Genomic DNA, 26,661 nt, shown 5'->3' with positions numbered 1-26,661 from the left:
CTTTAATTTACTACCCTAAAAAAAAAATTAAAAACAGAGCCTCAAGACCCATAAAAAAAGGAGCCCGAAGGCTCCTTAATGGTTTTAGTTTGTATTATAGATGCTGTTACTAATCCATCTGTAAAGATGTCTAGTATGAAGCTTGTTAAATACATTTCCAGCTATAAGAGTCAGTTCTTGTCCATCTACTCTTCCTTTAGCTGCCATGGATTTTCCGCTTAGCTCTTCATTTCCAGGCCACCACCCAGATACATAAAAATCTCCCGAATTTCTTACATTTACAAGAGATTCAAATCCAGAAGGAATTTGCTCTATCCATGTTCCTGAATTAGAATACATATAATCGTTGCTTTTATATCCAAGGGTATTTAGGCTTGATTTATTCATTACTGCATGAAGAAGTCCTTCATGATAGAAATCGGTGGTCTTAACTTCAAGACCTTCCAACTTTCCGCTTTCAGCAATCACACTTAAAGCTGAGCCTCCTATAGCTATCATTGGCTTTGTACCAATCAGCTCAGGATCTAATGAACCTGAATCTGTTACGATAATGTCTCCACCTTCGTCTACAAGAGTAAATCCCATCTCTTCAAGTACTATTTTTAATGCTTTACTTCCTATTGCCTCTATTTTAAATTCATTTAAAACTCTTCCCTGAGGCATCTCAGAAAGGACTTCAAATCTTAGCTGATAATCATCCCCTAGGGATTCAACTGCATCAGAAGAAACAGCAAAACCTTCTCTTCCTTGTCCAAGGCTCACTATAGTAACAGGCATATCTTGTGCTATAATCTGGTTTACAGCTTTTATAGCTTCTACAGAGTTATTATGAATAAGGTGGTATTCTCCTTCTTCCATAGTGCTTGAAGGAGCCTTTTCCCAACTTACATCTCCTAATCTTCCTGTAAAGTATCCATCTTCTCTAACTTCAAATATATCAAATCCTCTAAGTGCAGGGAAGTTCATTACTATCTCGGCATACATCTCTTCCCAACCAGATTCATCCATACCACTATAAAGTACGTGATTTGCATACCCTCTTTTTGCCTGTTTCATATCTATTACAAGGTCCCCTGATTTAAACTCTCCTATATCATATAGAAGCTGAGATACCTCTACAGAATTTCTTGTAAAATACTCTATCATTCTAAATGCTTCATTATTGTTCTTTTGTCTATCAAGTCCCATTGGTATTACATAGTAGTCAGGGAAGAAGTTGTCGTTATCTCCTCTTAATCTTCCTACTACTTCTCCTTCAGGGTTTACTAGAGCTTCATCAGCAGCTCTATCATCTATATTTTCTATTCCTCTTTGGAAATATCTTAGCTGATTTATAGCAAGCATATCTTTTTCCTCAAGGGCATAATGAACTGCAGCATATCCTGCATAAAGACCAGCCTTGTATGATTCTTGATTCATCTCAGGCACTTCTATAGTATGTCCAAGGGCTCCATGATGCATAGCATAGGTTGCTGTATATGCAGATGTAGCATCATCCCATCCAGTTCCCCAGTCAGTAAGAGGTATTAGATAAGATTCATATTTAGAGTTTGCCACTCCTGCTCTTCCCATTCTATTTGCATTTTCTAAAAGACTATCATAAAGAAGGTCAGTCTCATAATTTGGATCATGAGGTGGAGTACAAGGCTCTATTAGGAAGCCTCCTACAAACCCATGAAAATCAAGGAATATAAGGGGGTTATATCTAGAAATCTGCCCTGACATTGCCTTTGTTTCAGGTTGAGTCTGATATCCGTTGTCTCTATTTATATCTAGCTCGTTGGCATTTGCTCTTGTGTTTGCATAAAGTCCGTCTGGATTTTGAGTAAAGCTAAATATAAATATAAAGTTGTCTAAAATCTCATCCATATTCATAGATACATTTAATCTATCTCCACTTTCATCTGTTGTGGCATATTCAATTGTGTCTTTCATTGCAAAATCTTCAAATAGCCCGACAATAACATCTACCATAGGTTGCTCGTCTGGATGGATGTTGTTCATAAATATAACATTTTTATAATCCCCATCTCCACTTTCAATCATGTTTATCATATTTTGAGGATTATTAACCATCATAGGAACAGTTACATCAAGATAATTACTTACATCCTCTTGAGTTTTTGCAATTATTCCAATTTGAAGTGGTCTTCCCTGTACAGAGGTACCATATTGCTCCACTGTCACATATCTATCTGTGTTTGCATTTCTTCTTATTTGGTCTACCTTAGCTACCATAGCATCATAATTCATATAGCTTTCATAAGGCATCAGGTTAATAGATATAGAAGCTTGAATATTATTTTCAGTATCTACCGCCTTAAGCTCATATAAACCTATGTGGTTAGGATATTCAAGTCTTATATTGTAAGGTCTTCTAAGACTAAGGTCTGTAGTATCAAAAAGAAGTCCAAAGTTAAGATTTGCTTTTAACTGTCCGTTTTCAATTACAGGATCACCTTCAAAGGTTATGTAATCTCCTCCTGTAAATCCTCCTGTTTCCATACTCCATTTTTTCCACTCGGATAACTCTTTATCTTCCATATACCACTTTACATTTTCAATCTTAGAATTTTGACCAAGGTTAGCCACAAATTCTATCTGAGATTCTTCTGTCATATACACAGTTGTAGTAGGAAGGTTCCCATTGTTTTGCTGGGCAAAACCGGGAGTAATTAGGGACAACAGTATAGCAAAAACCGTTATCAAAGATACAATACTTCTTTTTCTCATACACTTTCCTCCTTTTTATTTTAATCATGATATTCTTACCCCTATTAATTCAGAATCTTCACATAAATTTATAAATTTTCCAAAAATTTTCTTATTTTTATTTCATTTCCTTCGTTTGTGAGTAAAATATTTGTTTCCCTAAGTTCATTATTCTGTGGATATCTCACCCTTATCATAAAGTCATCTTTGTCTGCACCATATATTTTTATGAGCTCCATATCTGGACTTATACTTACTTCATATTTTCTTAAATTTTTAAAGTGCTCAAGTTTTACTCTTTTTTTAAAATCTGAGGACATCAAATCATATATTCCTTTTGTATCATCTTTTTTTAAAAGTGTATTTAACTTTCCTATCATCTCTTTGATTTCATTTGTTTTCATAGCCCAGCCTCCTCTTTTATGGCTATTTTTTACCCTTTTGAAAAATTTGCAAACTACTATTGACAGGATATAATATCGATGTTATTATATCTGTATATTAGGATATATAGATATAATAAAAAAATTAATATTTGGAGGTTTTTATAAATGAAAAAAGTAGTAGTATATACAAGCCAAACTTGTCCGCATTGTCCCCCTGTAAAGGATTATCTTACAGAAAACAACATTCCTTTTGAAAACAAAGATTTAAGCACCGATGCAGCTGCTAGGAAAGATCTTATGAAAAGAGGAATAATGTCTGTACCTACTATCATCATAGACGATACGGATATAATAGTTGGATTTGACAAAGATAAGATTGACGAAACATTTGGATTATAAGTATTTTAAAAATACAAATCATTAACCCTCCCTCAAAAGAGATGACCTATAGGTTGTCTCTTTTTTTTGGAAAAATATACCTTAATTTACCCTATTTGGTATATAATTTTGGTAAGGTAAATCTAATTAAGTCATTCTTATTCTTATTCTTTTAAGCAAAGCCTAAAACTCCTTTGTTTTAATATAGATTCGATACAGGAGAGGATATAATGTCCCGAAAACCAAAAAGAAAATCAAGAAAAAACAAAAATTTTTTTATATATCTACAGTTGGCCTCTACTGCCATAATTTCGATTTGCATAATGATAGTAGTCATTTTTACTGCAAACAGAATTTCAAATATTTCGGATGTAGATGAGGACAGTTTAACACAGTCCAGAGAAAATTTCATAACTGCTGTTGCGCCCTATGCAGTAGAAAATCACAAAAAATATGGGATTTATCCTAGTATTACAATCGCTCAAGCAATCCTTGAGAGCAATTGGGGAGAATCTCAGCTATCTAGAGAATATAACAATTATTTTGGAATCAAGAGCTTTAATGAAAGTGATCAGAGAGTCGTCCTTCCCACCTACGAATATGTAAGTGGAGAAAGGGTAAAAATAGATTCCGCTTTTAGGGCTTATGACAATCTTAGCAAGTCTATAGAGCATCATGGAATTTTGCTTGGGCAAGCAGATAGATATGAAAAGGTCAGATCTGCATCTGGTTATATAGAGGCCGCTAAGGCTCTTTATGAAGCAGGTTATGCCACAGACCCGAGATATCCCGAAAAAATTATGAATATAATCGAAGAATATAATTTATTTATATATGATAGCGAAACATAACAAATATGTTACTTTTATTGAGATAAAAAAATACCGCCTCTAATGGCGGTTATTTTTTTGCATCTCTTTTCTGATTTTTTTTAGGGCTTTTTTAGAACCTCTTTCTAAGTCATGATTTAATTTTCGTTCTTTATAATCCTTAAATAACGTATCTAAATCATAACCAGCAGGATAAAGTTCCCCTGCTTTTCCAAGTAGTTTTACTCTAGTGCTATGAGGTTTATAGATAGTTTTGTCTACCATGACTTCAATATTTCCAAATTTATCCTCTAAGGAGTATACAAGACCTATAAGATTTTCCTCAAGTAGCTTTACTCTATCTCCTCTTTGAAATATTATTTTGTCTCTTTGAGCTAAAAAGGCTTCTTTACTTTCTTTATTTTTTTCGACTTCTTTTTTCTCTTTTAAAACCTTTAAGACCTTTGATTTTTCCTCATCTGAGATATAAGGAGGTGGTTTAATAGTTGGGGCTTTAATATAGTTTTTTGCCCTTTCTATAATCTTATTACCTATATCAAATTTTTCTATTATCCAAAATGCATTGCTATCTCCCGACTCTCCTAGTACTAGTTCATAAAGAGGCCTTAGAGTTTCTTTATCAAATTTTACTGATGCATTTTGAAATCTTGGATGCTCTAGTGCAAATTCCTTTATTTCTCCATAATGGGTTGTGGCAACTGTAATGCATCCCTTGTCGCTCAGCTCCTCAAGTATTGATATTGCAATTGCCGCGCCCTCCCTTGGATCTGTCCCTGTACCTATTTCATCTAATATGATTAGACTGCTCTTTGTGGAGCTTTTAATGATATTTGATATATTTTGCATATGAGATGAAAATGTACTTAGGGAGTTTTCTATGCTCTGATTGTCCCCAATATCTGTAAGTATTTCCTTAAATATGCTTAATCTAGTTCCCTCCTTAGCTGGAATATGAAGTCCAGACTGAGTCATTAACGAAAGAATCCCTACAGTTTTCAGGGTTACTGTCTTTCCTCCTGCATTAGGTCCTGTGATTACGAGGGTATTTTTATCTTTTCCAATTAAAAAATTAAGAGGTACTACTTCTATTTCTTTAAGGAGGGGATGTCTTCCTTCTATTATTTCTATTATTCCTTCTTCATTTATCTCTGGCTCTACTGCATCAAGGGCAATTGAATACCTTGATTTCGCAAAAACCATATCATACTGTGCCATAAGCTCTAAATTTTGATTGATGCTCTTTATCTTTTCATATATGATGCCAGTCAAATATGCGAGCACCTGATATTCCTCAATCGCCTCTTCTGCTTTTAGAGCCTTTAGCTCAGAGTTTGCCTTTGATACCGCTTTTGGTTCAATAAAGGCAGTGGATCCTGTGGATGAGACTTCAACTATACTGCCCTCTATTTGGTTCTTATATGCAGCTTTGATTGGAATTGTATAAAATCCGTTTTTAATACTTATAAAAAACTCCTGTATATATTTCTTATTTTTAGAGGAACCTAAAAAGTCTCTTACTAATTTATCTATCTTCTCTTTAGTGTTTTCTATATGTCTTCTTATTTTAGATAGCTCTTTTGTAGCCTCAGATGACACAGACTGACCTTTGATGCACCTATTTATTTCTTCTTCTATACCCATGCAGTCTATCATAGAGAAAGCATAGGCTCCTATGTTAGGGGCATACTCTAGATTTTTTTCCATAAAGGCTTTAGTGTTTCTGCTTGCTCTCAAAAAATCTCCGATATTCCTTATATCCTCTGGCTCTAGTATTATCCCTTTGTCTGCCTTTTCTATGACTGATTTTATGTTATTAAGCCCTCCAAGGGGAGGTACGAGATTTTTTTTCAGTAGGTTTTTTCCTTCACTAGTCTCTTTTAATCTATTCTTTATAGCACGTTTATCTTTAAATGGAGCTAATGCCTCTACTAGCTCTTTTCCTAGTCCGCTTTGACAATATAGCTTCAGCTCTTCTTTTATTTTTTCATATTCTAGAGTTTTAATAGTGTTTTGATTCATTGCTTTTCTCCTTATAATCATGTTATATTTTCGCTCCATGATTCACCGGGAAAAGTCCTTTAATATTAACTGCTTCATCCTTAGTTATATTTCCACAAAAAAGCTACAGTCCAACTGTAGCTAGTTTAATCTCATCTAATATAATTAGGGGATTATATGGGCTCAATTAGTCACTTTATCGTTTTTTTCACAGCAAACAAACCTGCATCATGGATTACAGATTTTTGAAGCTATGAAAATATACAGTTAACGATTAAAGGACGAAATCACTCATAAAACACCTCTAGATTTTTTATTATTACTCTTTTATTTTACTCCCTAAGGAAAATTTTGACAAGTTTTATATTTTTAATTAAAATTATGTTCTTTTTTGATTATTGCATCTATTTTTTTGCAAAGTCCCTCCCATGATATCTTTTCGATTTCTAGGTTAGTCTCTTCATTGGAATATAAGGACTTTTCTATCATGGTTTTTATGGAGTCTCCAAGTCTTTTTTCAAAATCCTCTAAATCCTCTTCATATGGAGTATCCACAAGCTTCATCCTTGGTAGTTTTACAAATGATAGCCTATCTATCTCTCCAAGACTTTCATATATCCACTTTTTAACTCCAGGTATGTCTGTGCAAACCACAGTCAACCCAGATGCAAGTGCCTCTATGACAACTATTGGAAGTCCTTCATAAAAGGAAGGAAGGACGAAAATATGACTGCTGCTATAGATTTGGGCTATATCATATTGATTGAGTCTTCCTAGTACTTCTACTTTATAATCTACAGAAGCTATCTCTTCATCTATAAGGTCCATTTCCTTTTTCGAGCCGCTTCCCCCTATCAGTCTCAGTCTTATATTTTTATAGGATTTACTAACCTTTGAAAGGGCTTTTATAAGAGAAAGTACTCCTTTTTGCTTGCTAAGCTTTCCTGTGTATACTATATTTATAGTTTCTGTAGGCTTTTCATGCTTTCTGTCAAAGAATATACTACTATTGTAGCCTGTCCCTGCCACCTTTATATTAGAAAATCCAAATATTTCTTCTATGGATTTTTTTTGATCTTCATGAAGGGCAATTGCCAAATCAAGTCTTCTTATATTATCTATAATATAGCTCTTTTTTAAATCATGACTCTTTAGCTGTCTAAGGCAGGTACCATGGCATATCCCTATAACTTTTTTGTCCTTTGCTATATCTCTAATCATAGCTGTAAGGAGGTAGAGATGATGACTGATAATTAAATCAGGCTCAAATTCATTTATTGCATTTTTAATCACCTTTTCAAATGAAAATTTGAAGGAAAGGTACATCTCTTCGTCCATATCTCTATATCTTGTACTTTCATAGGGCATTACATCACTCATCCCTAAGACCTTAAATGGCATATCCGTTGTTTCGTAATAGACAGGGTATACATCTACCCCTTCAAGGACATCCTTCATATCTTTAGGGACTCCTTCATTTTTAGATATTCCTGCAACAAGACCCTGGGTATAACCAAGGTTTTTGAACCCTTCTATCAGTCCACAAAGGTATACTCCACTTCCTGTGCTATGGGGTTTTTGAGTAATTACATGAAGCACCTTCATATTATCCTCCAGATAAAATAACTCTTTAATTAAAGAATTTATTAGATTTTTTATTCACAAAAAGGGCAGTAAATCATCTGGATTCTGCCCTTTAATGTATTTTAATAATTTTTATCTTGATTTTACTATGCTTACTGATGTATCTATCATAACGGCTAGTATATCATCTTGATCCCTTACTTCTTTTCTAAGATAAAGCTCTGCAATTTCATCCTCTATATATCTTTGGATTGCTCTTCTTAGAGGTCTTGCTCCATACTGCTCATCATAACCTTTTTCAAAGAGGAAGTCCTTGACGTCATCACTAACATGAAGGTGAATTCCCTTTTCCATAAGCTCCAGCTTTACCTCTTCTATCATAAGGTCTATTATAAGTCTTACTTCATCTTTTCCAAGCTTGCTAAAGACTACTATATCATCTATACGATTTAAAAACTCCGGTCTAAATACTTCCTTTAGGGCTGACTTTACTTGCTCTTTTGATTCCTTTACCTCTTCTTTTCCAAATCCAAGACTCTTATATCTATGGGTAGTTCCTGCATTTGAGGTCATAATAATTACCGTGTTTTCAAAAAATACTGTGCGGCCATGTCCGTCTGTAAGCCTTCCATCCTCAAGAATCTGAAGAAGCATATTGAAGACATCGCTATGGGCTTTTTCTATTTCATCAAATAGGATTACAGAGTATGGTCTTCTTCTGACCTTTTCTGTAAGCTGGCCTCCTTCATCATAACCTACATATCCAGGAGGAGAGCCTATGAGCTTGGAAACCGTGTGTTTTTCCATGTATTCACTCATATCTATCCTTATCATATCATCTTCACTTCCAAAGAGTTCCTTTGCAAGGGCTCTAACTACTTCTGTCTTTCCCACTCCTGTAGGTCCAACAAATATGAAGGATGCAGGTTTCTTTCTTTTCCTAAAGCCTGATCTATTTCTTCTTATTGTTCTTGATATGCTATTTATAGCTTCATCCTGACCTATTACTCTTTTGTGAAGTCTTGACTCCAGATTAAGAAGCTTTATAGCCTCTTCCTCAGTGATTGCTTTTAGAGGTATCTTCGTCCATCCTTCAATGACATTTGCCACATCATCTACAGTGATTGGAGTCATTATTTTGTCTTTTTCAAGGAGTGCTATTTTTTCTTCGAGACGTATCTCCTCAGCTTTATAATAAGCTGCGTCCTCAAAGTTATTTATAAGGATTGCCTTTTCTCTTAATCTATTTATTTTTGAAAGCTCTATCTTGTAATCCTCTATATCTACAAGAACTTCATTTAAAAGATTGGCTCTAGATCCAGCCTCGTCTATGACATCGATAGCCTTGTCTGGAAGGAATCTATCTGTAATATATCTCTTTGACATCTTCACAGCTGCTTCTATAACTTCATCAGAGATACTCACCTTATGAAAATCTTCATAATAACCTTTGATTCCCTTTAATATTTCGATTGAATCCTCCTCTGAAGGCTCATCAACGATAACAGGCTGAAATCTTCTCTCAAGTGCTGAGTCCTTTTCAATATGCTTTCTGTAATCCTCAAGAGTAGTGGCTCCAATAATCTGTACCTCTCCCCTTGCAAGGGAAGGCTTTAGAATATTTGCAGCGTTCATAGTTCCTCCATGAACCTCTCCTGCTCCCATAATATTGTGAACCTCATCTATTACAAGAATTATATTTCCAAATTTTTGAGCCTCTGTGATTATAGACTTCATTCGTCCTTCGAACTGTCCTCTAAACTGAGTCCCTGCAACTATAGCTGTCATATCAAGAAGATATACCTCAGCCTTTAGAAGCTTTGATGGAACCTGTTTTTCAGCGATTCTAACTGCTAATCCCTCAGCTATAGCAGTCTTTCCTACTCCCGGCTCTCCAATTAGTACTGGATTGTTTTTTGAACGTCTGTTTAGGATTTGTATTACTCTTTGAATCTCCTTTTCTCTTCCTATTACCTTGTCCATCAAATGCTCTTGAGCTTTTTCTGTAAGATTAGTGCCATAGGTGTCCAGAAATTTTTTCTTTTTTCTTTTTGGTTTTTCATCATCTTCTTCATAAACACTTTCGCTGTATTCATCTGACTTTTCCTTTTGTAACATATCAGAGCTATTTGAGTCTTGAAAGTTGGAAAGAAAATCTGTATCGTCCCCTTCGTCAAAGTCGTCCATTCCATCTTGAGCTGCATTCATCTGCTCTGTTACTGCTTGGATCTCATCAGGAGACATACCGGTTTGCTCTATAAGCTGGTCTATTCCAGGAATATTAAGTTTTTTTGCACATTCTATGCAAAGCCCTTTCATTTCAGGCTTTCCATTTTCATATGTGGATGCAAAAAGCATGGCAACGTTCTTGTTGCAAGAAGAGCATTTTTTCATTTTACTTCTATCCTCTCTATATATATCAAATGAATTTTTATTTGAGTTTTTGTTGATACCCATTTACAAACTTTCCTACCATTATTATACAACAGTTTATATATAATCATCAAATCGCATATCCAAACCCAATATTTTTAAACATTTTTTTCTTGAAAATTTTTTAAAAATTTTTCTATAAAGTGTTGCTAAATTTATAACCAGTGATATAATTATTTCCAAAGTTAATTTATACTATTTAGGTATAGATTAACTTTATGACGAGTAATGTTAACTTTAAATATAGTTTATTAGGTATGGGATTATTTGAAAAAGTATTGGGTAGGAATTGTTTTGATAGATAAATATCAAACTAAGCAGATGATTAATTAATTTAAAATATAATTTAGGAGGAAATTAAATGAGCAAAATACTTATAGTAGGGGCAAATCACGCAGGAACTTCTGCAGCAAAAACCATTTTAACTAATTATCCAGAGCATGAGGTTACTGTACTTGATGCAAACTCAAACATCAGCTTTTTAGGATGCGGGATGGCTCTATGGATTGGAAACCAAATAAGCGGACCTGAGGGACTTTTCTACTCAAGTAAAGAACAACTTGAATCACTGGGAGCAAAGGTTTATATGCAGTCTCCAGCTGAAAAGATAGATTATGATCACAAGGCTGTATACGCAAAGGATATGGATGGAAACGAATTTAGCTTAAACTATGATAAGCTTATACTAGCTACAGGTTCACTTCCTATAATTCCAAATCTTCCTGGAAAAGACCTTGAAAATGTACAAAAGGTTAAGCTTTATCAGCATGCACAAGATGTAATTGCGAGACTTGAAAATCCTGATATAAAAAATGTTGTCGTTGTAGGTGCTGGATATATCGGAGTAGAGCTTGCAGAAGCCTTTGAAAGACATGGAAAAAATGTGACTCTTATAGATGTTGCAGATACATGCCTTCCAACTTATTATGACGAGCCTTTTACTGATATGATGAGAGAAAACCTTAGAGAAAATGGAATAAATCTTGCATTTGGAGAAACTGTGGTTGAGCTAAAAGGAGATACTAAGGTCAAAGAGGTAGTTACAGACAAAAATACTTACCCAGCTGATATGGTAATTCTTTCAATAGGATTTAGACCAAATAACGAGCTAGGAAAAGACAAGCTAAAGCTTTTCAAAAATGGAGCTTACCTTGTTGATAAAAAGCAGCAGACAAGTATAGAAGATGTATATGCTATTGGAGATTGTGCAACTGTCTACGATAACTCAATCCAAGATACTAACTATATAGCTCTTGCTACTAACTCTGTAAGATCTGCAATAGTTGCAGCTCATAATGCTGCTGGAAGCTTCATAGAATCTCCAGGAGTTCAAGGGTCAAACGGAATAGCAATATATGACCTAAAGATGGTATCTACAGGTCTTACCTTAAAAAGAGCAATAGGCCTTGGAATCGATGCTTTGGCTACAGATTTTGAAGATTTTCAAAAACCTGAGTTTATAGAAGAAGGAAATGAAAAGGTTAAGATAAGAATAGTCTATGATAAAAACACAAGAAGAATAATAGGAGCTCAAATGGCATCAAAGCATGATATGTCCATGGGAATTCATATGTTCTCACTTGCTATTCAAGAGCAGGTTACAATCGACAAGCTTGCACTTACTGATATATTCTTCCTTCCGCATTTTAATAAACCATATAACTATATTACTATGGCGGCTATATCGGCAAAATAAAATCTTAATCTAAAATTAAGAAGCTTCATTAAAAGAAATTAATTTTTCTTTAGTGAAGCTTTTTTAAATTTATTTTTTATTAAAGATACTTTTTAGCATTCTGAGCTAACCTATAGATTTTTATTAATAAAAGCTATTTCCGCCTTGATATTTTTGAATATTCTAATCTTTAGGCAAACGTTTTTTATATGTTATAATGTATTTAACTATTACCTAATGGGAGGGATATGATAATGAGTACAGAAACTATAGACTGGGGAAAGCTTGGATTTAGCTATATGAAAACAGACTTCAGCTACATATCATACTATAAAGACGGACAATGGGATGAAGGTAAGCTAGTTGAAGAAAACACTATAACAATAGCTCAATCTGCAACAGCGCTTCATTATGGACAGCAGTGCTTTGAAGGACTAAAAGCTTATAGAGCAAAAGATGGAAGCATCCAGCTTTTCAGACCTGATGAAAACGCAAAGAGAATGAACAGAAGTAATGAAAGAATCATGATGCCAGAGCTTCCTGTTGAGAAATTTATAGATGCATGTATGCAAGTAGTAAAAGCTAATGAAAGATTTGTACCTCCTTATGGAACTGGTGCTACTCTTTATCTTAGACCATTTCTAATTGGAGTTGGAGACAATCTTGGGGTAAGACCTGCACCAGAATATCTATTCTGCGTATTTTGTGCCCCTGTAGGACCATACTTCAAAGGTGGACTTGCTCCAGTAAACTTTATGACTTCTGATTTTGACAGAGCTGCTCCTTACGGAACAGGAGCTGCAAAGGTTGGAGGAAACTACGCTGGAAGCCTTATGCCTCACGAAGAAGCTGTAAAAAAGGGTTTTGCTGATTGTATATATCTTGACCCAGCAACTCATACTAAAATAGAAGAAGTTGGAGCTGCTAACTTCTTTGGAATTACAAAAGATGATAAGTTCATAACTCCAAAGTCACCATCTATACTTCCAAGTATTACAAAGTATTCTCTAATGCACATAGCTAAGGAGTATCTTGGAATGGATGTAGAAGAAAGAGACGTACTAGTTGACAATCTAGATGAATTCAAAGAAGCTGGTGCTTGTGGTACTGCTGCTGTAATTACTCCTATTGGAGGAATATCTCATAAAGGCAATCTACATGTATTCCATAGTGAAACAGAAGTAGGCCCTGTAACTAAAAAGCTTTATGATACACTTTACGGAATTCAGTTTGGAGATGTAGAGGCTCCTGAAGGCTGGATATATAAAGTAAAATAGTAGATAGCATAAAAAAAGGATTTGCATACCCTCTAGTGGTAGGCAAATCCTTTTAATTTTATTAAATCATAAAAATTTTTCAGATTTTATTCTTCTGATTTTTGACCTATAACCTCAGGCTCAGTAATCTCATCTTCATCAGACTCAGTCTCTACTTTAGGAACTGTAACTGTTACTACCACAGAGTCCATAGCATCAAGAACTTCAAGATAATCTGGAAGCTTTATATCTGAAAGCAGCATAGTATCTCCTGCAACCATTTTTGATACATCTATATTTATATCTTCTGGACTTTCATTAATAGAATACTTAGCATCTAGCTCTGTAAGTATTTGCTGTACTATAAGGCCACCTTTTTCTACAAAATCCTTACCTTCAAGATGTATTGGTATTCTCGCATGAATCTTGTCCTTAGCTGTCACTTTTAGGAGGTCGAAATGGATTATTTTTTCATGGTTAAGTACATCCCTTTGAATGTCTTTGATATAAACCTTATGGCTTTCTCCGTCTACCTCGCAAGAAAAAACTGAACTTTGCCCATGTCTTTCATACTCTTTGAAGAATTCTTTTCTTGGTACCTTTATACTTTTGGGATCCATTTCATGACCGTATAGTACTCCCGGAATCATATCCTCATTTCTAACTACTGCAGGTTTTTCTTCTCTGATTTGTGTTTTCATGGTCCATTTCTCCTTTCATATTTTAGTGCTCTATGTACTTTTACCCTATGCACATCCCTAATTAACATTTATAGTCAAAAAAGACAAGTAAGTTTATTGCTTACTTGTCTTTTTTGTGTTTTCAACCTTTATTTTGTGAACAACTTTTGTGAGAAGAGAAGATATCCTTCTTCTCTCATAATCGCGTCTAAAATCTGATTTGGCTTGAATATCCCTGCAGATGTCTTTTTCCTTCATAAATTATCACATCCCAAAGCATAACTATTAAAGTATTTCACATTATTATAATTCTACTAAGAAATGGAAAATCCTTCAAAATGATTAAAGATAATATATTCAACGATTTCAGAAAATACTATATGTATAAAAATTTCTAAATATTAACTTTATAGTTCTGTTCAGTGTAGTTTTATTAGGGTATAATCTTATTAATATTGACTATAATTGAAAGGGGATTTAAAAATGGATATAAGAATAAGCAAACATGGAGAATCTACAGCTCTTTGTGATACTGCTATAATACCTTTTACAGAAGGAATAGAGATTTCCGAAGATTTACTTTATCTTGATAGTGACATAGAAGCAATGGTTAGCCATCTACTTAGAACTGAGGTCTTTACCGGAAAAAAAGACCAAATAGAGTCATTTAGGCTTGCTCGAGAGGAAAATCCTAGAAACGTAATACTAGTAGGACTAGGAAATGAAAAGTGTGCAGATGCTTTTACAGTTCAAGCGGCTATATCCTCTGCGGTAAAGGAAGCTAAAAAACTTAAATCCAAAGCTATTGAGATACATCAGATATTTAGCTCATGTGCTATATCAAAGAGTGAAATGGTTGCCGAAATCGCTAAAAGTGTAATCCTTGGAGATTATGATTTTCTATCATACAAGACTGCAAATGAAGAAACTAAAGAAATCGTGGAAGCAAATATCCTTGTACACAATGAAGATGATATAGAAGAACTAGAAAGAGGCCTTGCAGAAGGAATGATGGAAGGTCACTCTATATGTGTAGCTAGAAATCTTGTAAACGAGCCCTCAAATATTATGACTCCTTCGATGCTTGCTCAAGAAGCTGAAAAATTTGGCAAGGAATATGGATATTCTGTGAAAATTCACAATGAAAGTGATATAGAAGCATTTGGAATGGAAGCTTTTCTTGCGGTTGCTAAAGGTTCCGCTGAGCCTATGAAGCTTATAGTAATGAAATACGAAGGAAACCCAAATAGCAATGAGGTTTATGGATTAATCGGAAAAGGACTTACCTATGACAGTGGCGGATATTCAATCAAGCCTACAGATGGAATGCTTACTATGAAATCTGATATGGGCGGTTCTGCTGCTACTATAGGTGCTATGAATATGATAGCTTCTCAAGGCTTGAAAGTTAATGTGACTGCAGTTGTAGCAGCCTGCGAAAATATGATTTCTGGACATGCCTACAAACCTGGAGATGTGATTGGTTCAATGGCTGGAAAATATATTGAGGTGAATAACACTGACGCCGAAGGAAGACTTACCCTTATAGATGCTGTAACCTATGCCATTGAAAAAGAAGGAGTCAGTAAAATTATTGACATAGCTACACTTACAGGAGCAGCTCTTGTAGCTCTTGGAGATAAAATCACATCTTGTGTAGCTTCTGATGATGATATGTACAAAACAATGGAAGATGCTTCAAAGATATCTGGAGAAAAAATATGGAGACTTCCTGCGGAGGAAGCTTACAAAAAACTCCTAAAGTCTGATGTCGCAGACCTTAAAAACTCTGCTGGAAGACTTGCAGGTACTATAACTGCAGGATTATTTATAAAGGAATTCACCAAAGACCTTCCGTGGGTACATCTTGATATTGCAGGAACATCATGGAGTGACAAGCCTTCTGCAAATTGCCCAAGTGGGGGTACAGGAGCTGGAGTTTCTCTTCTTTATAACTTCTTTAAAAGAGTGCAGCACAGATAGAATTATTTTTAAATCAAGGTTTAAATTATATAAAAGCTTATTACACAAAAAAGCTGGGAATATTTCCCAGCTTTTTATTTTGCGTAAAATCATAATATAATTTTATTGCCCTTTAACTTTTGAGGTTTTCTTAATGCTAATATATACTCTGGCCTCTGCCTGTAAGATCTGTATATTTTTCGTTTAGCTTTTTAAGTTTTAGTGAAAGTTTGGCATTTAACATTTTAAAGATTCTCATACCTAGAATTGGATTTGAGTCTACAAGACTCAAAAGCTCATCATGGTCTATTTCAATTAATTCGGAATCTTCGTATGCTATTATATCAACATAGGACATAAATGTCTTATCCATAGTCTCTCCAAAATATTCCCCTTCTTTAAGATGAGCCAGCTCCACCTGATCTCCATCATTATCCTCTTTGACAATTCTAACAGAACCATTTGAAACTATTCTCATAGTCCTTACTTTTTCGCCACTTTTTCCTACATAGGCTCCCTCAGGATAACTGCGTATTTTTGCAATTGCAGATAATGTCTCTACATCTCTTCCTTCAAGTGCATTAAAGAAATCCATTGATTTTAGAAGCAATTCGATTTCTTCTCTAGGCATTGATTTTACAAAGACCTGCTTTTCATACTTCTTTACATATCCCAGCTCAGCTTCATTTATTATCTCTCTAATATCAACCATATATTTCTTTGTAAATGCAAGTAGCCCTTTCCAGTCTTTTTGAAGTCTTTGAAATTCTTGAAAAACGTTAAATTTAGGCTTTGCATCGTATTTTGAAAGATAAATATTGTTCATAGTTTCCTTTGCCGCTTCTACATCTCCACTGCTGAAATAATCCATTGCAAGCATTATATTTGCTTTGAATATCATATCTTCAAGCTCATGTGTGAGAAAATTTCCTGGATACGGGTCAAAGTCTTTTGCAGTTACCATATTCATATTTGGAGTCTCGACCTGACTATCAATCTTTGCCTTTTCATATAAGAATCTATAAATATCTTCTCTGAATCTCTTCCATACTGGATGAGTCTTTTTAGGTGGAAGATGCTTTATAGAAAGCTCTCTATCAAGGAAGAAATGAAAACCAAACATCTTTGCATTTATAAGATAGTCTATATCCTCTCCTCTTGTTATATTTGGATCAAAGGGCACTGTCTTGAAAAGATTTCTGTGTATTACCATAGCTCCTCCAAAAGCAAATGGAGTAAGCTTAATTCGTGGCTGTTGACCTATTATCTTGTCAAAAGCCTTTCCCTTGTATCCAAATCTATCCCAGTATGTCATCCACGGCTCTATGTCTACATCGTCATAGTAGTTGCCATATTTATTGAGATAATAGCCTGCGATACCATCAATCGTTTTGCCGTAGAGTCTTCCTCCTATAAATTCTGTGGCTAAGTCCATAAAATTTTCTTTTTCAAATAGTTCATCATCGTCTATAAGAACAGCTACCTCAGCGCCAAGAATATATGCCGCATATATGCACATGTTTCTTACATTTGCATAGCCTTTTATATTCATAATATCAATAATTTCTTGCTTTGTATTATTTTTCATGGCAAGCTCTTTAATTTGGTTGAGTTCATCCGGCGTCAAAACGAATGTCTGTACATCAAGCTTCACTTCTTCTAATATTTTTCTTACTTTTTCTTTGGCTAAAGAAGTAAGGTCTTCACTTGTGGGAGATACTATAAGCGCAAGCTGAAAATCCTGATTATTTAGGATTTTAATACTTTCTAAGGTTCTTTTGAGGGTACCATCTTCATCAATTGGCGTTGGATGGTCATATACTGCATCACCCTCCGCATGTCCATCTTTTTTGGATCTTGAATAATAAACTGGAATCACCATTACAGTCCTCATATTAAAGCTCCTTTCCTTCAATCACATCTTGGTAAACCTGTGTCACTTCCTTTATGACTCTTTTCCAAGAAAAATTCTCCATTGCAAATCTATGTGCCCTTTCTCTTTTTTCTTTTTTATCTTCTCTTTTTATTTCACTAATTATCCCATTTGCAAGACCTATAAAATCCTCTTCATCTATTACTGTACCTATTGAATCATCAACAAAATCCACAAGTCCTCCTCCGCTTGTAACTACAACTGGAGTCCCGCAGGCAAGAGCCTCTATAGCAACAAGTCCAAAAGGCTCCTTTCTGGATGGTACAGTTGAGACATCGGCAACATTGTATATATCAGCCACCTTTTCCTGATTTTGGTGTCCAAGAAAGTGAAGATTTTTGATGTTTAGCTCTTCTTTTAATGCCATAAGCTGGTCTTTGAGCTCTCCATGTCCAACAATCAAAGTAGCGACATCCCCAAGCTCATCTTCATATATCTTGGCAGCTCTTATAAGAAGATCCACTCCCTTGAAATCTGCAAGCTTTCCTACAAATGAAACAAGGTATTTTGGACTCTTTATCCCAAATTCCTTTAATACTTCTTCTCTTGATACATTTTTTAAATTGAAGATATCCTCATCAAAACCGTTTAATATAAGGGTTCTCTTTTCTTTTGGGATTTTATAGAGTTCTCCCACTTCTTTGTCTACCTGCTTGGATATGGTGATTACCTTCCCAGCGTGTTTACCCCCTTCAAGGGCATAGGGAACATACCTTTCATCTATCACAAATCCTTTTAAGTCAGTGCCATGGGCGGTTACTACATATGGAATACCTGCCCTATATGCACAGTAAGGACCTATCCAAAGATGTTGACAATGAGCTATATCAGGCTTAAACTCACTTACTGCCTCATCGACTGCCCCTTGCATAGCATCTATATATTTTTTCATCTCCTCATCTGTAAGATTATAAAAGGTTTTGTTACTCCTCGGATGAGTAGTAAAACAAGGAAAATTAAAATCCAAATCATATTTTTCATTTTCCTCATTTTTAAAAAGTATAGTCTTAACCTTATAATCTGCCTTGACTTCATAATGGTCAGGAACTATAAGAAGTACCTCATGACCCTCATCATGGAGCTTTTTTGCAATATTTTTTGTATATATTCCACTTCCAGAACCTTCTAGTGGAAAATGATTAATTATTAAAACCTTCATTTGTGCCACCTCCTGCAAACAAGCCTGTCCTTTATTTTTTCAAATCCTTCTATTGAAAGCTCGTATTCTGAACGTATTCGCTTAAGATCGTCCATAGAGTTTTCTATAGCTCTTGGCATTATAAGAAATCTTCTATCTTTCAGATATCTAGCCATATGGACAGAGCTTTTTATAAGATGATCCCTCTGGTATTTATAAAGCTCTCTATAGTCTTTACCATCTATATAATTCATAAAAGGATTTCTTCCAATCCATCCAAGGGATGCATAATAAAATCTGTCTCTAATGGCCTTGCTTCTTTGAATGTCAGGGGGATTCGGAAAGTCAGAATAGGTGTTATGAAATATAAGAAGGTCTATATCTACAGCCTTTAGATTACTGTTTTTTGCAAAATTTCCCATAAGAGTATCTTCTCCTCTTGTAAGAACTAGCTCATCAGCTACAACATAGGTTGAAGAAAAAAACGGAGGAAGGTTTCTAAATGCTTTAAGCTTGATTGCCATATTTCCACCAAGGAACTTATCTGTTTTGAAAGGTTTTCTCTCTTCATTTGCATATACTATACATTTTTCTTCTTTGCATTTCTTTACAAAATCAAGAGCCCCTTCCTTTTGGAGGCCTTTCATATAATCATCCAAATAATCAAAGTCCATAGGAGGAACTATATAGTATCCTGAATAGTCACTTGTGGTAACCATCACATCCTCATCTTTGAGGTATTTAAAGTGCTCTCCAAAAAAATCTATCTCTTCAAGTTCATAATTCTCAAGCTCTTTGGTGTCTTCAAGAGATATATAATCAGGAAGAGAAGACTCTCTCTTCTTTTTCTTGAGTAAAAGAGGGTATACATCAGTATCCACAAAGAAAAGGACATCCATCTCAAGGAGCATTGCCTTTATAAGAACCGTATTTCTATATGTGCTATATGGCAAAAGTCCATAGGTTTCGAAGGTATCTGAATATATAAGAGGCATGAAATCCTTAGTCTTTATACCTCGTTTTCTAAGGTCCCCTTCCATATCATAGCTATGATTTACCTTTATTAAATAGGTATTTGAAAATTCTTTTTCTAAGTTTTCCACAAAGCTTCTATCGTAGCCATGAGAATAACATATGATTAAAGCATCTATATTATGTCCGAATTTTTGAGCGTTTTTCACGAAATCCATTACAGATATATCGCTATTGATGTATTTTGTTATTAGCCCTAGGGCAACCTTCAAAACCATCACTCCTTTCAGTACAAAAAAAGAAAAAACTTCTACTATGCTTTAGTAAAAGTTTTTACCCGTTTTTCTATAATTATAATCGCATATGATGGATTTTTTCTAAACCTGACTCATCAGCCTTTTTAAAACGTCCTGTATCTTTCTTCTTCCATTTTGGACATGCATTATAGCCACAATGATTAGCACTTCATTTTCAACCTCATCATAGGAATAGGCATAGTGACTTTTTATAGTAAACTCCAGATTTACCTTTTCAAGCTCAGCCTTGGCAAGCTCATCTGCAAGTGTCATAAACTCATCTATTTCATTTTCGTCATTATAAAAATCCTTGGAATCAGGGTTTAGTTCTTTAACTCCTATGCTCAGCTTGTATGCCAAAGCATCTTCTCTTTTGGTTCTTTTACTCATATCTTCTCTTAGTTTAAACACTGTACTATCTTCTATTAGTTTTCCTATTTCTTCACTGTCAAAAACCTGATCTCCTAATAATTGATACACTAAAATCCCTCCGCTAATCTTATTTAACTTAATTATAACATTTATAATAAAAGTTACAATTCTAAGAGAGATTTTTCATTTGATAGGAAATATCATTTACTAAGTTGGAATTTTATTGTATAATATTTATTGGCTGCTGGACGTAATTTATTATGTTTAGTATTTTTGAGGAGGAAGTTATATTGGCAAGACCAATGGGACCGAGGTTTAAAATTGTTAGATCCCTCGGAGTTAATGTATTTGATCACCCTAAAGCTTTGAAAAGAGGCCCAAAAAGTCATGGGAAGATTTCTGAGTATGGAAAACAGCTTAGGGAAAAGCAAAAACTTAAGGCTTATTACGGAGTCTTAGAAAAGCAGTTTAAAATCTATGTAAAAGATGCACTAAAGTCTAGAGAAAATCCTGGGGAAAAGCTAGTACAAAGACTAGAGCTCAGACTGGATAATATTGCTTACAGACTTGGCTTTGCAGCCACTTTAAGACAGGCAAGACAGATGGTAGTACATGGTCATATACTAGTAAACGGTAAAAAAGTAGATAGACCTTCATATAAAATAAATATAGGGGATACTATTTCTTTGAGGGAAAAATCAAGATCAAATGAAATGTTCAAATCTAATTTTGAGGAGTCTCTTTTAGGAGTAAGCTACTTAGAAAAGGATAAAAACAATTTCTCTGGAAGTCTTATAAAGCTTCCACTTAGAGATGAAATTCCTATAGAAGTCATAGATTCTTACATCATAGAGTTTTACTCAAGATAAAATCAAAGCCTTTACCTTTTTATTAGGTAGAGGCTTTTTGCTTACAGTCTATTAAATCTGATTCCAATCAAACATTTACTATAAAATATTTTTGAAGCTATATAAATTCTTTTATAGACAGATCCTTATATTGAGCTGCACTTAAATCAATAATATCGTCTGTATCAAATAGCTTAATCACTGGCTTAGAGAGATTCTTGCTGGTCATAAATATTATCTCTCCTTCCCTTTCGTCTGTAAGTCTTACTGGATTTCCTATATAGCTGTTTCCTACTCTTTTGAAAAATTCAGTAAGAATCCTTATATCCAGCTTGTCCATAAATTCTCTTTCCATTATTATTATAGCATCAAAGGGTGTCAGCTTTTCCCTATATGGTCTGGCTGATGTAAGAGCTACAAAAACATCTGCTATAGCTATAATTTTAGAAAAAAGAGGAATTTCATCTCCTTTAAGTCCATTTGGATATCCTGAACCATCTATCCTTTCATGATGGTAAAGAATTCCGTCTTTTATTGTATCTTCAAGGTCGTAGGAACTTAGCATATCAAGAGAATGAAACACATGCTTCTTTGTTTGTATATACTCATCCTCAGAAAGCTTTCCTTTTTTCATTATTATAGACTGAGGGACTGATGCTTTACCTATATCTGAAAGTATTGCACTTATTGTAAGGTCTGTAAGTGTTTCATCATCAAGACCAATCCATTTTCCAATAGCATAGGCTGATAAAGATACACTGTAGCAATGGGCAAAAGTTTCATTTTCTTGATTTTTAACCTTTTGCATAAGCTGAAAAACATTTATATGTCTTCCCTTTTTGAGATTCAAGGTCTCATCAAGTATAGCTCTTAGAGTCTGAGTATCTGATGATTCACTGAATATCTGGTCCTGAATTTTATTGACTGCTGATTCAAATTCTTTTTTAAAATCATCAATCTCTTTTTCTATAACCTTGTCTATCGGGCTTGCCTTCGCTTTGGGTTCATCTGCTTTTACTACTGTTGGCTCTTGAAGATAAAGTATTTTAACCTTATCGATACCCTGTTTTTTCATAAGATTTTTGAAAATGATAACATTTGATATTGAAAAACCTCTTCCAACTATCATATTACCCTGATCACTATATATATCCTCATCTACAATCATGCCTGCAACTATTTCATCAATAGATATCCTCAACAATAATCTTCCTTTCACTTAAAATTTTTCTTTCTGATTAAAGTGTCTCTCTGTAATTATCCATGATGTCTGAAAATAGCTCTCCACTTGTTGGAGGAGTATAGGTTATTGCGTTAGCTCCTGCTTTTATTGTATCTCTGATACTATCTACTGTAGGCCCACCTGTAGCTATTATTGGTACTTCAGGAAATCTTTCTCTGATATTTCTTACAATTTGAGCAGTCTTTGCTCCTCCCGAAACGTTAAATATAGAAACTCCTGCCTTTATTCTCCCTTCTATATTTTCCTTTTCAGAAACCACTGTAATTACTATAGGAATATCTATCCTTTTTTTCATCTCCATTATAAGTGCATTTGGTGTAGGTGCATTAAGAACTATTCCAAAGGCTCCATTTAGCTCTGCATGTAGAGCTATATCTATAGACCTCTGTCCCGTAGTAATCCCTCCACCAACACCTGCAAACACAGGGCTTGGAGAAACGTCTATTATTGCGTGAGTTATAGATAGCTGAGGGGTAAATGGATATACCGCTATAACACCATCAGCATTGGAATTTTTTATTATTGCCACATCTGTTGAAAATATAAGAGATTTGATTCTTTTTCCAAATATATTAATCCCACTGGCTTCGTATATCTCCTTAGGAACCTCTACTATCCTTTTACGTAGCTTTGATTCTATAACTGGGATGAATTTTTTATCTTTTATTGGATTTTCCAATTTCATACCTCCAATCATTAGATTATCTTTTGATTTAATATATCATATCCGGCTCTTTTAGTCTGCAAAAAATCCATAAAATCAACCCTTAATTTTTACAAAAAAAACACCTCAAATTCTTAATTTAGTCTAAGATGGAGGTATTTTTTTAAAATATATTTGAAATTTTCTTTGTCTTTTGAAAGAAAGATTAATTTATCACCAAATTAAATATGGGCTCTAAAAAATCTCTATTATTATTTTATCCTTATGCTCATCACTTTGAAGGTTAATCACTTTTCCATCCTTTAGTTTTATATACGGCATAGATACTTCGTTTTCAGGAACAAATACTATCTCTCCTGAATTTCCATCACTTAATTTTACTGAGCTTCCGATAAATTTGGAGCCTATTCTGTGAAGGAATACATAAAGAGTCTTTACATCCAGCTTGGTTATATATTCTCTTTCCATAAGCTTTACAGCTTCAAATGCAGATAGCTTTTTTCTTAACTCATTTTCAGTTGTAAGAAGCTGATAAACCTCTGCCACTCCAATGACTCTTGCATATGGATGAATATCATCCTTTGTAAGTCCCTTCGGATAGCCTGAGCCATCTGTCCTTTCATGGCTTGATAATGCTCCCTCAAGTACATCCTCTGATATATTTTCAAGTCCTGAAAGCATTTCTTTGATCTTTAGCTCCTTGTCGAAGCCTACATATGCAAGTATCGAGCTAAGAAGCGAGGCTTCACATATTTCTTTTAATTCATTTTCATTAAAACCAAGCCATTTTCCTAAAGAATAGGATATAAGGGAGGTCTCAAGCATATTAGAATACTCATCTTTATTTTCTCTTTTTATTTCTTCTACTAATTGCAAGATAGTCAGAACAGAATTTTCATGCTCCTTTGCAATCTCTGCCCCTTTTTCCAAATCAGTAATGCTTGATATATCCTTGCTCTCCTTAAATGCAAGGACTTCACCCTTTAAGCTTTCTATAACCTCTGAGAATTCTTCTTTAAATAGATTTACTTCATGCTCTATTCTTTCCTTAAGATCTTCTGATTCAACTATTTCAATCTCGCCTTTTGAGGTTTCTTCTTCTCTTATTTCAATTTCCGAAATTTCATTTCTTTTTAGTACTATTGATACAAGTTCAGGATTTTCTACTTTAAATCCTTTATATAAAAGAAGAGCTCCTTTTTTGCTAAATATGTCTGCGTTAATTATCATCCCTTTTTGAAGTTCTTTTATGGATATTCTCATAGATTATTTCATCTCCTGTTCTATTTTCTTTTTTCATAGAATATATATCGGGATAATGCAGAAAATATGGATAGGCTTTATCTCCCAAGTTTTTTTCTTATTTGATATTTTTGACTCATAAATATTACTTTATCCATACCCTTAATATTTAAATCTTATTCTTACTTTGTGATAATTTTTTATCTTTAAAATTAAATAAGTCCCTTATTTTTATTATATCCTCTTGTAGTTATAGATTATATGTATATTGTGTATTATGATTATTTCTATATATATTATTTATTTTTTTTGTTTAATATTAAATCCTTGTTAAATTGTTTTTACAGAAGTATAATATTAAGTATCATTTGAATTTTCAAAATAAATAGAAGAAAGGCGGTATGGTATTGAGAATACAGAATATGAAAATAAGGACCAAAGTCCTGTTAGTTCCACTTCTTATAGTTTTAGTATCCAACATATTAATTGCAAGTGTTACTACATATGTGGCAAGAGGATATCTACTTAATCAAATGCAAGAAGATGGAGGAGCATTTGCTCAAAGCACTCTCGACAATCTTAAATTTATGAATTTTTATTCTGATTCCCAAGTGAATCATTATCTATCGGGAGTTACTATGTCTGATAGCGTTGTATATGCTGCAGTAATAGACAGCGACAATAACGTAGTATATCATAGTGATGCATCAAAATCCAATACTCAAGAGAATGATCCAAACCTTACTGCACTCATAGCCACAGGAGAATCTGGAGGAGTAGAAAGTTATTATGCTGTGGAAAATATAAATGTCTATACAGTATCTATTCCTTATGACCATTCCTCTAATAGATTTTTTATAATAGGTCTTTCTATGGCAAATGTATATAAATCTGTATCTACTCTGATTACAGTATCAGTTACTATTACAAGTATTATACTGGCAATTGCATTTGTAGTTTTACTTATAATATCAAGACATATTACAAAGCCAATCAATGAGCTTTCTACTGTCTGCTCTCATGTATCTTCTGGAGATTTGTCTATAGATGTTCCTCAATATGGAAATGATGAGATTGGAAAAATGGCCGCAGGATTCAAGGTTATGAGAGATAATATCAGGGATATGGTTGGAAGCATTCAGGATATTTCAAATATGGTAAAAACCACTTCTTCTCAAATTAGCGACTCTGCATCTCAGCTCACAGAAACATCTGAACATATAGCATCAGCAAGTTCTTCTCTTGCTGAAGGCTCTGAAAAACAGGTTCATTATATGGAAGATATCATGGAAAACTCCTCTTCAATTGGAGAGAATGTAGATGGATTAGATAATAACCTATCTGAACTTATGGACAGCTCCCAAGATATGAGCGTAGATGTATCTAATGTTCTTGAGAGTATGAAGAGTATGGAGCTTCAAATGGATACTATAGCACAAAGTACAGAAGAATCAATGCATATAATAAAAGATATGGACAGCATATCTTCTCAAATCGGAAAAATAGTAGGGGTAATCAATTCAATAGCTAATCAAACAAACCTTCTTGCCCTAAATGCAGCTATTGAATCAGCACGTGCTGGAGAGGCTGGAAGGGGATTTGCAGTAGTGGCTGACGAGATAAGGAAACTAGCCCAGCAGTCTATTGATTCTGCTTCCGATATTTCTAAACTTATAGTGAACACTCAAGAAACTATACTAAAGTCTAGGGAATCCATAGAAAAAGGCAAGGATGAGAGCAGCAAAGGTAAAGATGTCCTAAAGGATGTCCAAAGCTCTATAGAAAATGTCCAGCTGAGTTTTGATACAAGCAACAACAAATTGATGGATGTTAAAGAAAGTCTAAATCTTTTAAATGAAAGTAAGGAAAATATAATTGGAAACCTTAATCAAATAAATGCTATAATTTCAGATTATGCGGCCTCCTCTGAAGAGGTATCTGCCTCAACAGAAGAACAAAGTGCTTCTATGGAGCAGATGAGTGCTCTAGCCGAGGAGCTGTTCCAAAAATCTCAAGAGCTAGATACTAATATCAGCAGATTTTCACTTTAAAAGAAAAA

At 34.3% G+C, this 26,661-nt stretch carries 21 protein-coding genes; 7 read left to right on the top strand and 14 right to left on the bottom strand.

Annotated elements, in window-relative coordinates:
* Nucleotides 1–84: 84 nt before the first annotated feature.
* Nucleotides 85–2,733: a M14 family metallopeptidase gene (locus J2Z35_RS05690; RefSeq protein ID WP_209660381.1), complete on the bottom strand. Its 2,649-nt coding sequence runs from the start codon at nt 2,731–2,733 to the stop codon at nt 85–87.
* A 68-nt stretch (nt 2,734–2,801) separates the two neighbouring features.
* The gene (locus tag J2Z35_RS05685) at nt 2,802–3,116 is read right to left on the bottom strand and encodes a hypothetical protein (protein ID WP_209660380.1); all 315 of its coding nucleotides are present in this window, start codon (nt 3,114–3,116) and stop codon (nt 2,802–2,804) included.
* A 147-nt stretch (nt 3,117–3,263) separates the two neighbouring features.
* On the opposite strand from J2Z35_RS05685, the gene J2Z35_RS05680 reads away from it, so the two are divergent.
* Both J2Z35_RS05680 and J2Z35_RS05675 read left to right on the top strand, forming a co-directional pair.
* Complete coding sequence (locus tag J2Z35_RS05680) at nt 3,264–3,497, top strand: glutaredoxin domain-containing protein (RefSeq protein WP_209660378.1); 234 nt, start codon at nt 3,264–3,266, stop codon at nt 3,495–3,497.
* 209 nt (nt 3,498–3,706) lie between these two features.
* Nucleotides 3,707–4,327 (top strand): glycoside hydrolase family 73 protein, encoded by a 621-nt coding sequence (locus tag J2Z35_RS05675; protein ID WP_209660375.1) that lies wholly within the window; start codon nt 3,707–3,709, stop codon nt 4,325–4,327.
* A gap of 39 nt (nt 4,328–4,366) precedes the next feature.
* On the opposite strand, the gene J2Z35_RS05670 is transcribed toward J2Z35_RS05675, so the two are convergent.
* The 3 genes from J2Z35_RS05670 to J2Z35_RS05660 form a co-directional block, all read right to left on the bottom strand.
* Complete coding sequence (locus J2Z35_RS05670) at nt 4,367–6,325, bottom strand: endonuclease MutS2 (RefSeq protein ID WP_209660374.1); 1,959 nt, start codon at nt 6,323–6,325, stop codon at nt 4,367–4,369.
* Nucleotides 6,326–6,673: 348 nt separating this feature from the next.
* Nucleotides 6,674–7,909, bottom strand: coding sequence for a glycosyltransferase family 4 protein (locus J2Z35_RS05665; protein WP_209660372.1), 1,236 nt, complete (start codon nt 7,907–7,909; stop codon nt 6,674–6,676).
* 111 nt (nt 7,910–8,020) lie between these two features.
* Nucleotides 8,021–10,282 carry an ATP-dependent Clp protease ATP-binding subunit gene (locus J2Z35_RS05660; protein WP_209660429.1) on the bottom strand — a complete coding sequence of 754 codons (2,262 nt, stop codon included), beginning with the start codon at nt 10,280–10,282 and terminating at the stop codon, nt 8,021–8,023.
* A gap of 400 nt (nt 10,283–10,682) precedes the next feature.
* On the opposite strand from J2Z35_RS05660, the gene nox reads away from it, so the two are divergent.
* Complete coding sequence (gene nox, locus J2Z35_RS05655; protein ID WP_209660370.1) at nt 10,683–12,017, top strand: H2O-forming NADH oxidase; 1,335 nt, start codon at nt 10,683–10,685, stop codon at nt 12,015–12,017.
* Between the two features lie 233 nt (nt 12,018–12,250).
* A complete protein-coding gene (locus tag J2Z35_RS05650) occupies nt 12,251–13,273 on the top strand; it encodes a branched-chain amino acid aminotransferase (RefSeq protein ID WP_209660368.1) in 1,023 nt (340 codons plus the stop codon).
* Between the two features lie 86 nt (nt 13,274–13,359).
* Here J2Z35_RS05650 and J2Z35_RS05645 read toward each other — a convergent pair whose 3' ends face one another.
* Both J2Z35_RS05645 and J2Z35_RS05640 read right to left on the bottom strand, forming a co-directional pair.
* Nucleotides 13,360–13,953 (bottom strand): 50S ribosomal protein L25, encoded by a 594-nt coding sequence (locus tag J2Z35_RS05645; protein ID WP_209660366.1) that lies wholly within the window; start codon nt 13,951–13,953, stop codon nt 13,360–13,362.
* 93 nt (nt 13,954–14,046) lie between these two features.
* Complete coding sequence (locus tag J2Z35_RS05640) at nt 14,047–14,190, bottom strand: hypothetical protein (RefSeq protein ID WP_209660365.1); 144 nt, start codon at nt 14,188–14,190, stop codon at nt 14,047–14,049.
* Nucleotides 14,191–14,415: 225 nt separating this feature from the next.
* On the opposite strand from J2Z35_RS05640, the gene J2Z35_RS05635 reads away from it, so the two are divergent.
* Nucleotides 14,416–15,915 (top strand): leucyl aminopeptidase, encoded by a 1,500-nt coding sequence (locus J2Z35_RS05635; protein ID WP_209660363.1) that lies wholly within the window; start codon nt 14,416–14,418, stop codon nt 15,913–15,915.
* 136 nt (nt 15,916–16,051) lie between these two features.
* Here J2Z35_RS05635 and J2Z35_RS05630 read toward each other — a convergent pair whose 3' ends face one another.
* From J2Z35_RS05630 to J2Z35_RS05615, 4 genes are all read right to left on the bottom strand, one after another.
* Nucleotides 16,052–17,788 (bottom strand): cyclic nucleotide-binding domain-containing protein, encoded by a 1,737-nt coding sequence (locus J2Z35_RS05630; protein WP_209660361.1) that lies wholly within the window; start codon nt 17,786–17,788, stop codon nt 16,052–16,054.
* Nucleotide 17,789: 1 nt separating this feature from the next.
* On the bottom strand, nt 17,790–18,986 hold the full coding sequence (locus J2Z35_RS05625) for a glycosyltransferase family 4 protein (RefSeq protein ID WP_209660359.1): 1,197 nt from the start codon (nt 18,984–18,986) through the stop codon (nt 17,790–17,792).
* Entirely contained in the window at nt 18,983–20,209 is a 1,227-nt protein-coding gene (locus J2Z35_RS05620; protein ID WP_209660357.1) for a hypothetical protein, read from the bottom strand. Before J2Z35_RS05620 ends, J2Z35_RS05625 begins: the two co-directional genes overlap by 4 nt.
* A gap of 105 nt (nt 20,210–20,314) precedes the next feature.
* Complete coding sequence (locus J2Z35_RS05615; protein ID WP_209660355.1) at nt 20,315–20,713, bottom strand: hypothetical protein; 399 nt, start codon at nt 20,711–20,713, stop codon at nt 20,315–20,317.
* A 182-nt stretch (nt 20,714–20,895) separates the two neighbouring features.
* Here J2Z35_RS05615 and rpsD point away from each other — a divergent pair, with 182 nt between their 5' ends.
* Nucleotides 20,896–21,474 (top strand): 30S ribosomal protein S4, encoded by a 579-nt coding sequence (gene rpsD, locus J2Z35_RS05610; protein WP_209660353.1) that lies wholly within the window; start codon nt 20,896–20,898, stop codon nt 21,472–21,474.
* Nucleotides 21,475–21,571: 97 nt separating this feature from the next.
* On the opposite strand, the gene J2Z35_RS05605 is transcribed toward rpsD, so the two are convergent.
* The 3 genes from J2Z35_RS05605 to J2Z35_RS05595 form a co-directional block, all read right to left on the bottom strand.
* Entirely contained in the window at nt 21,572–22,654 is a 1,083-nt protein-coding gene (locus J2Z35_RS05605; RefSeq protein ID WP_209660346.1) for an HD-GYP domain-containing protein, read from the bottom strand.
* A gap of 37 nt (nt 22,655–22,691) precedes the next feature.
* Entirely contained in the window at nt 22,692–23,381 is a 690-nt protein-coding gene (locus J2Z35_RS05600) for a beta/alpha barrel domain-containing protein (protein ID WP_209660344.1), read from the bottom strand.
* 213 nt (nt 23,382–23,594) lie between these two features.
* Nucleotides 23,595–24,623, bottom strand: coding sequence for an HD-GYP domain-containing protein (locus J2Z35_RS05595; RefSeq protein ID WP_209660342.1), 1,029 nt, complete (start codon nt 24,621–24,623; stop codon nt 23,595–23,597).
* Between the two features lie 386 nt (nt 24,624–25,009).
* On the opposite strand from J2Z35_RS05595, the gene J2Z35_RS05590 reads away from it, so the two are divergent.
* On the top strand, nt 25,010–26,653 hold the full coding sequence (locus J2Z35_RS05590; protein WP_209660340.1) for a methyl-accepting chemotaxis protein: 1,644 nt from the start codon (nt 25,010–25,012) through the stop codon (nt 26,651–26,653).
* Nucleotides 26,654–26,661: the final 8 nt, after the last annotated feature.

It is taken from the genome of Acetoanaerobium pronyense, assembly GCF_017874355.1.
Taxonomy (GTDB): Bacteria; Bacillota; Clostridia; order Peptostreptococcales; family Filifactoraceae; genus Acetoanaerobium; species Acetoanaerobium pronyense.
This window is presented reverse-complemented; position numbering and strand designations above follow the sequence as displayed.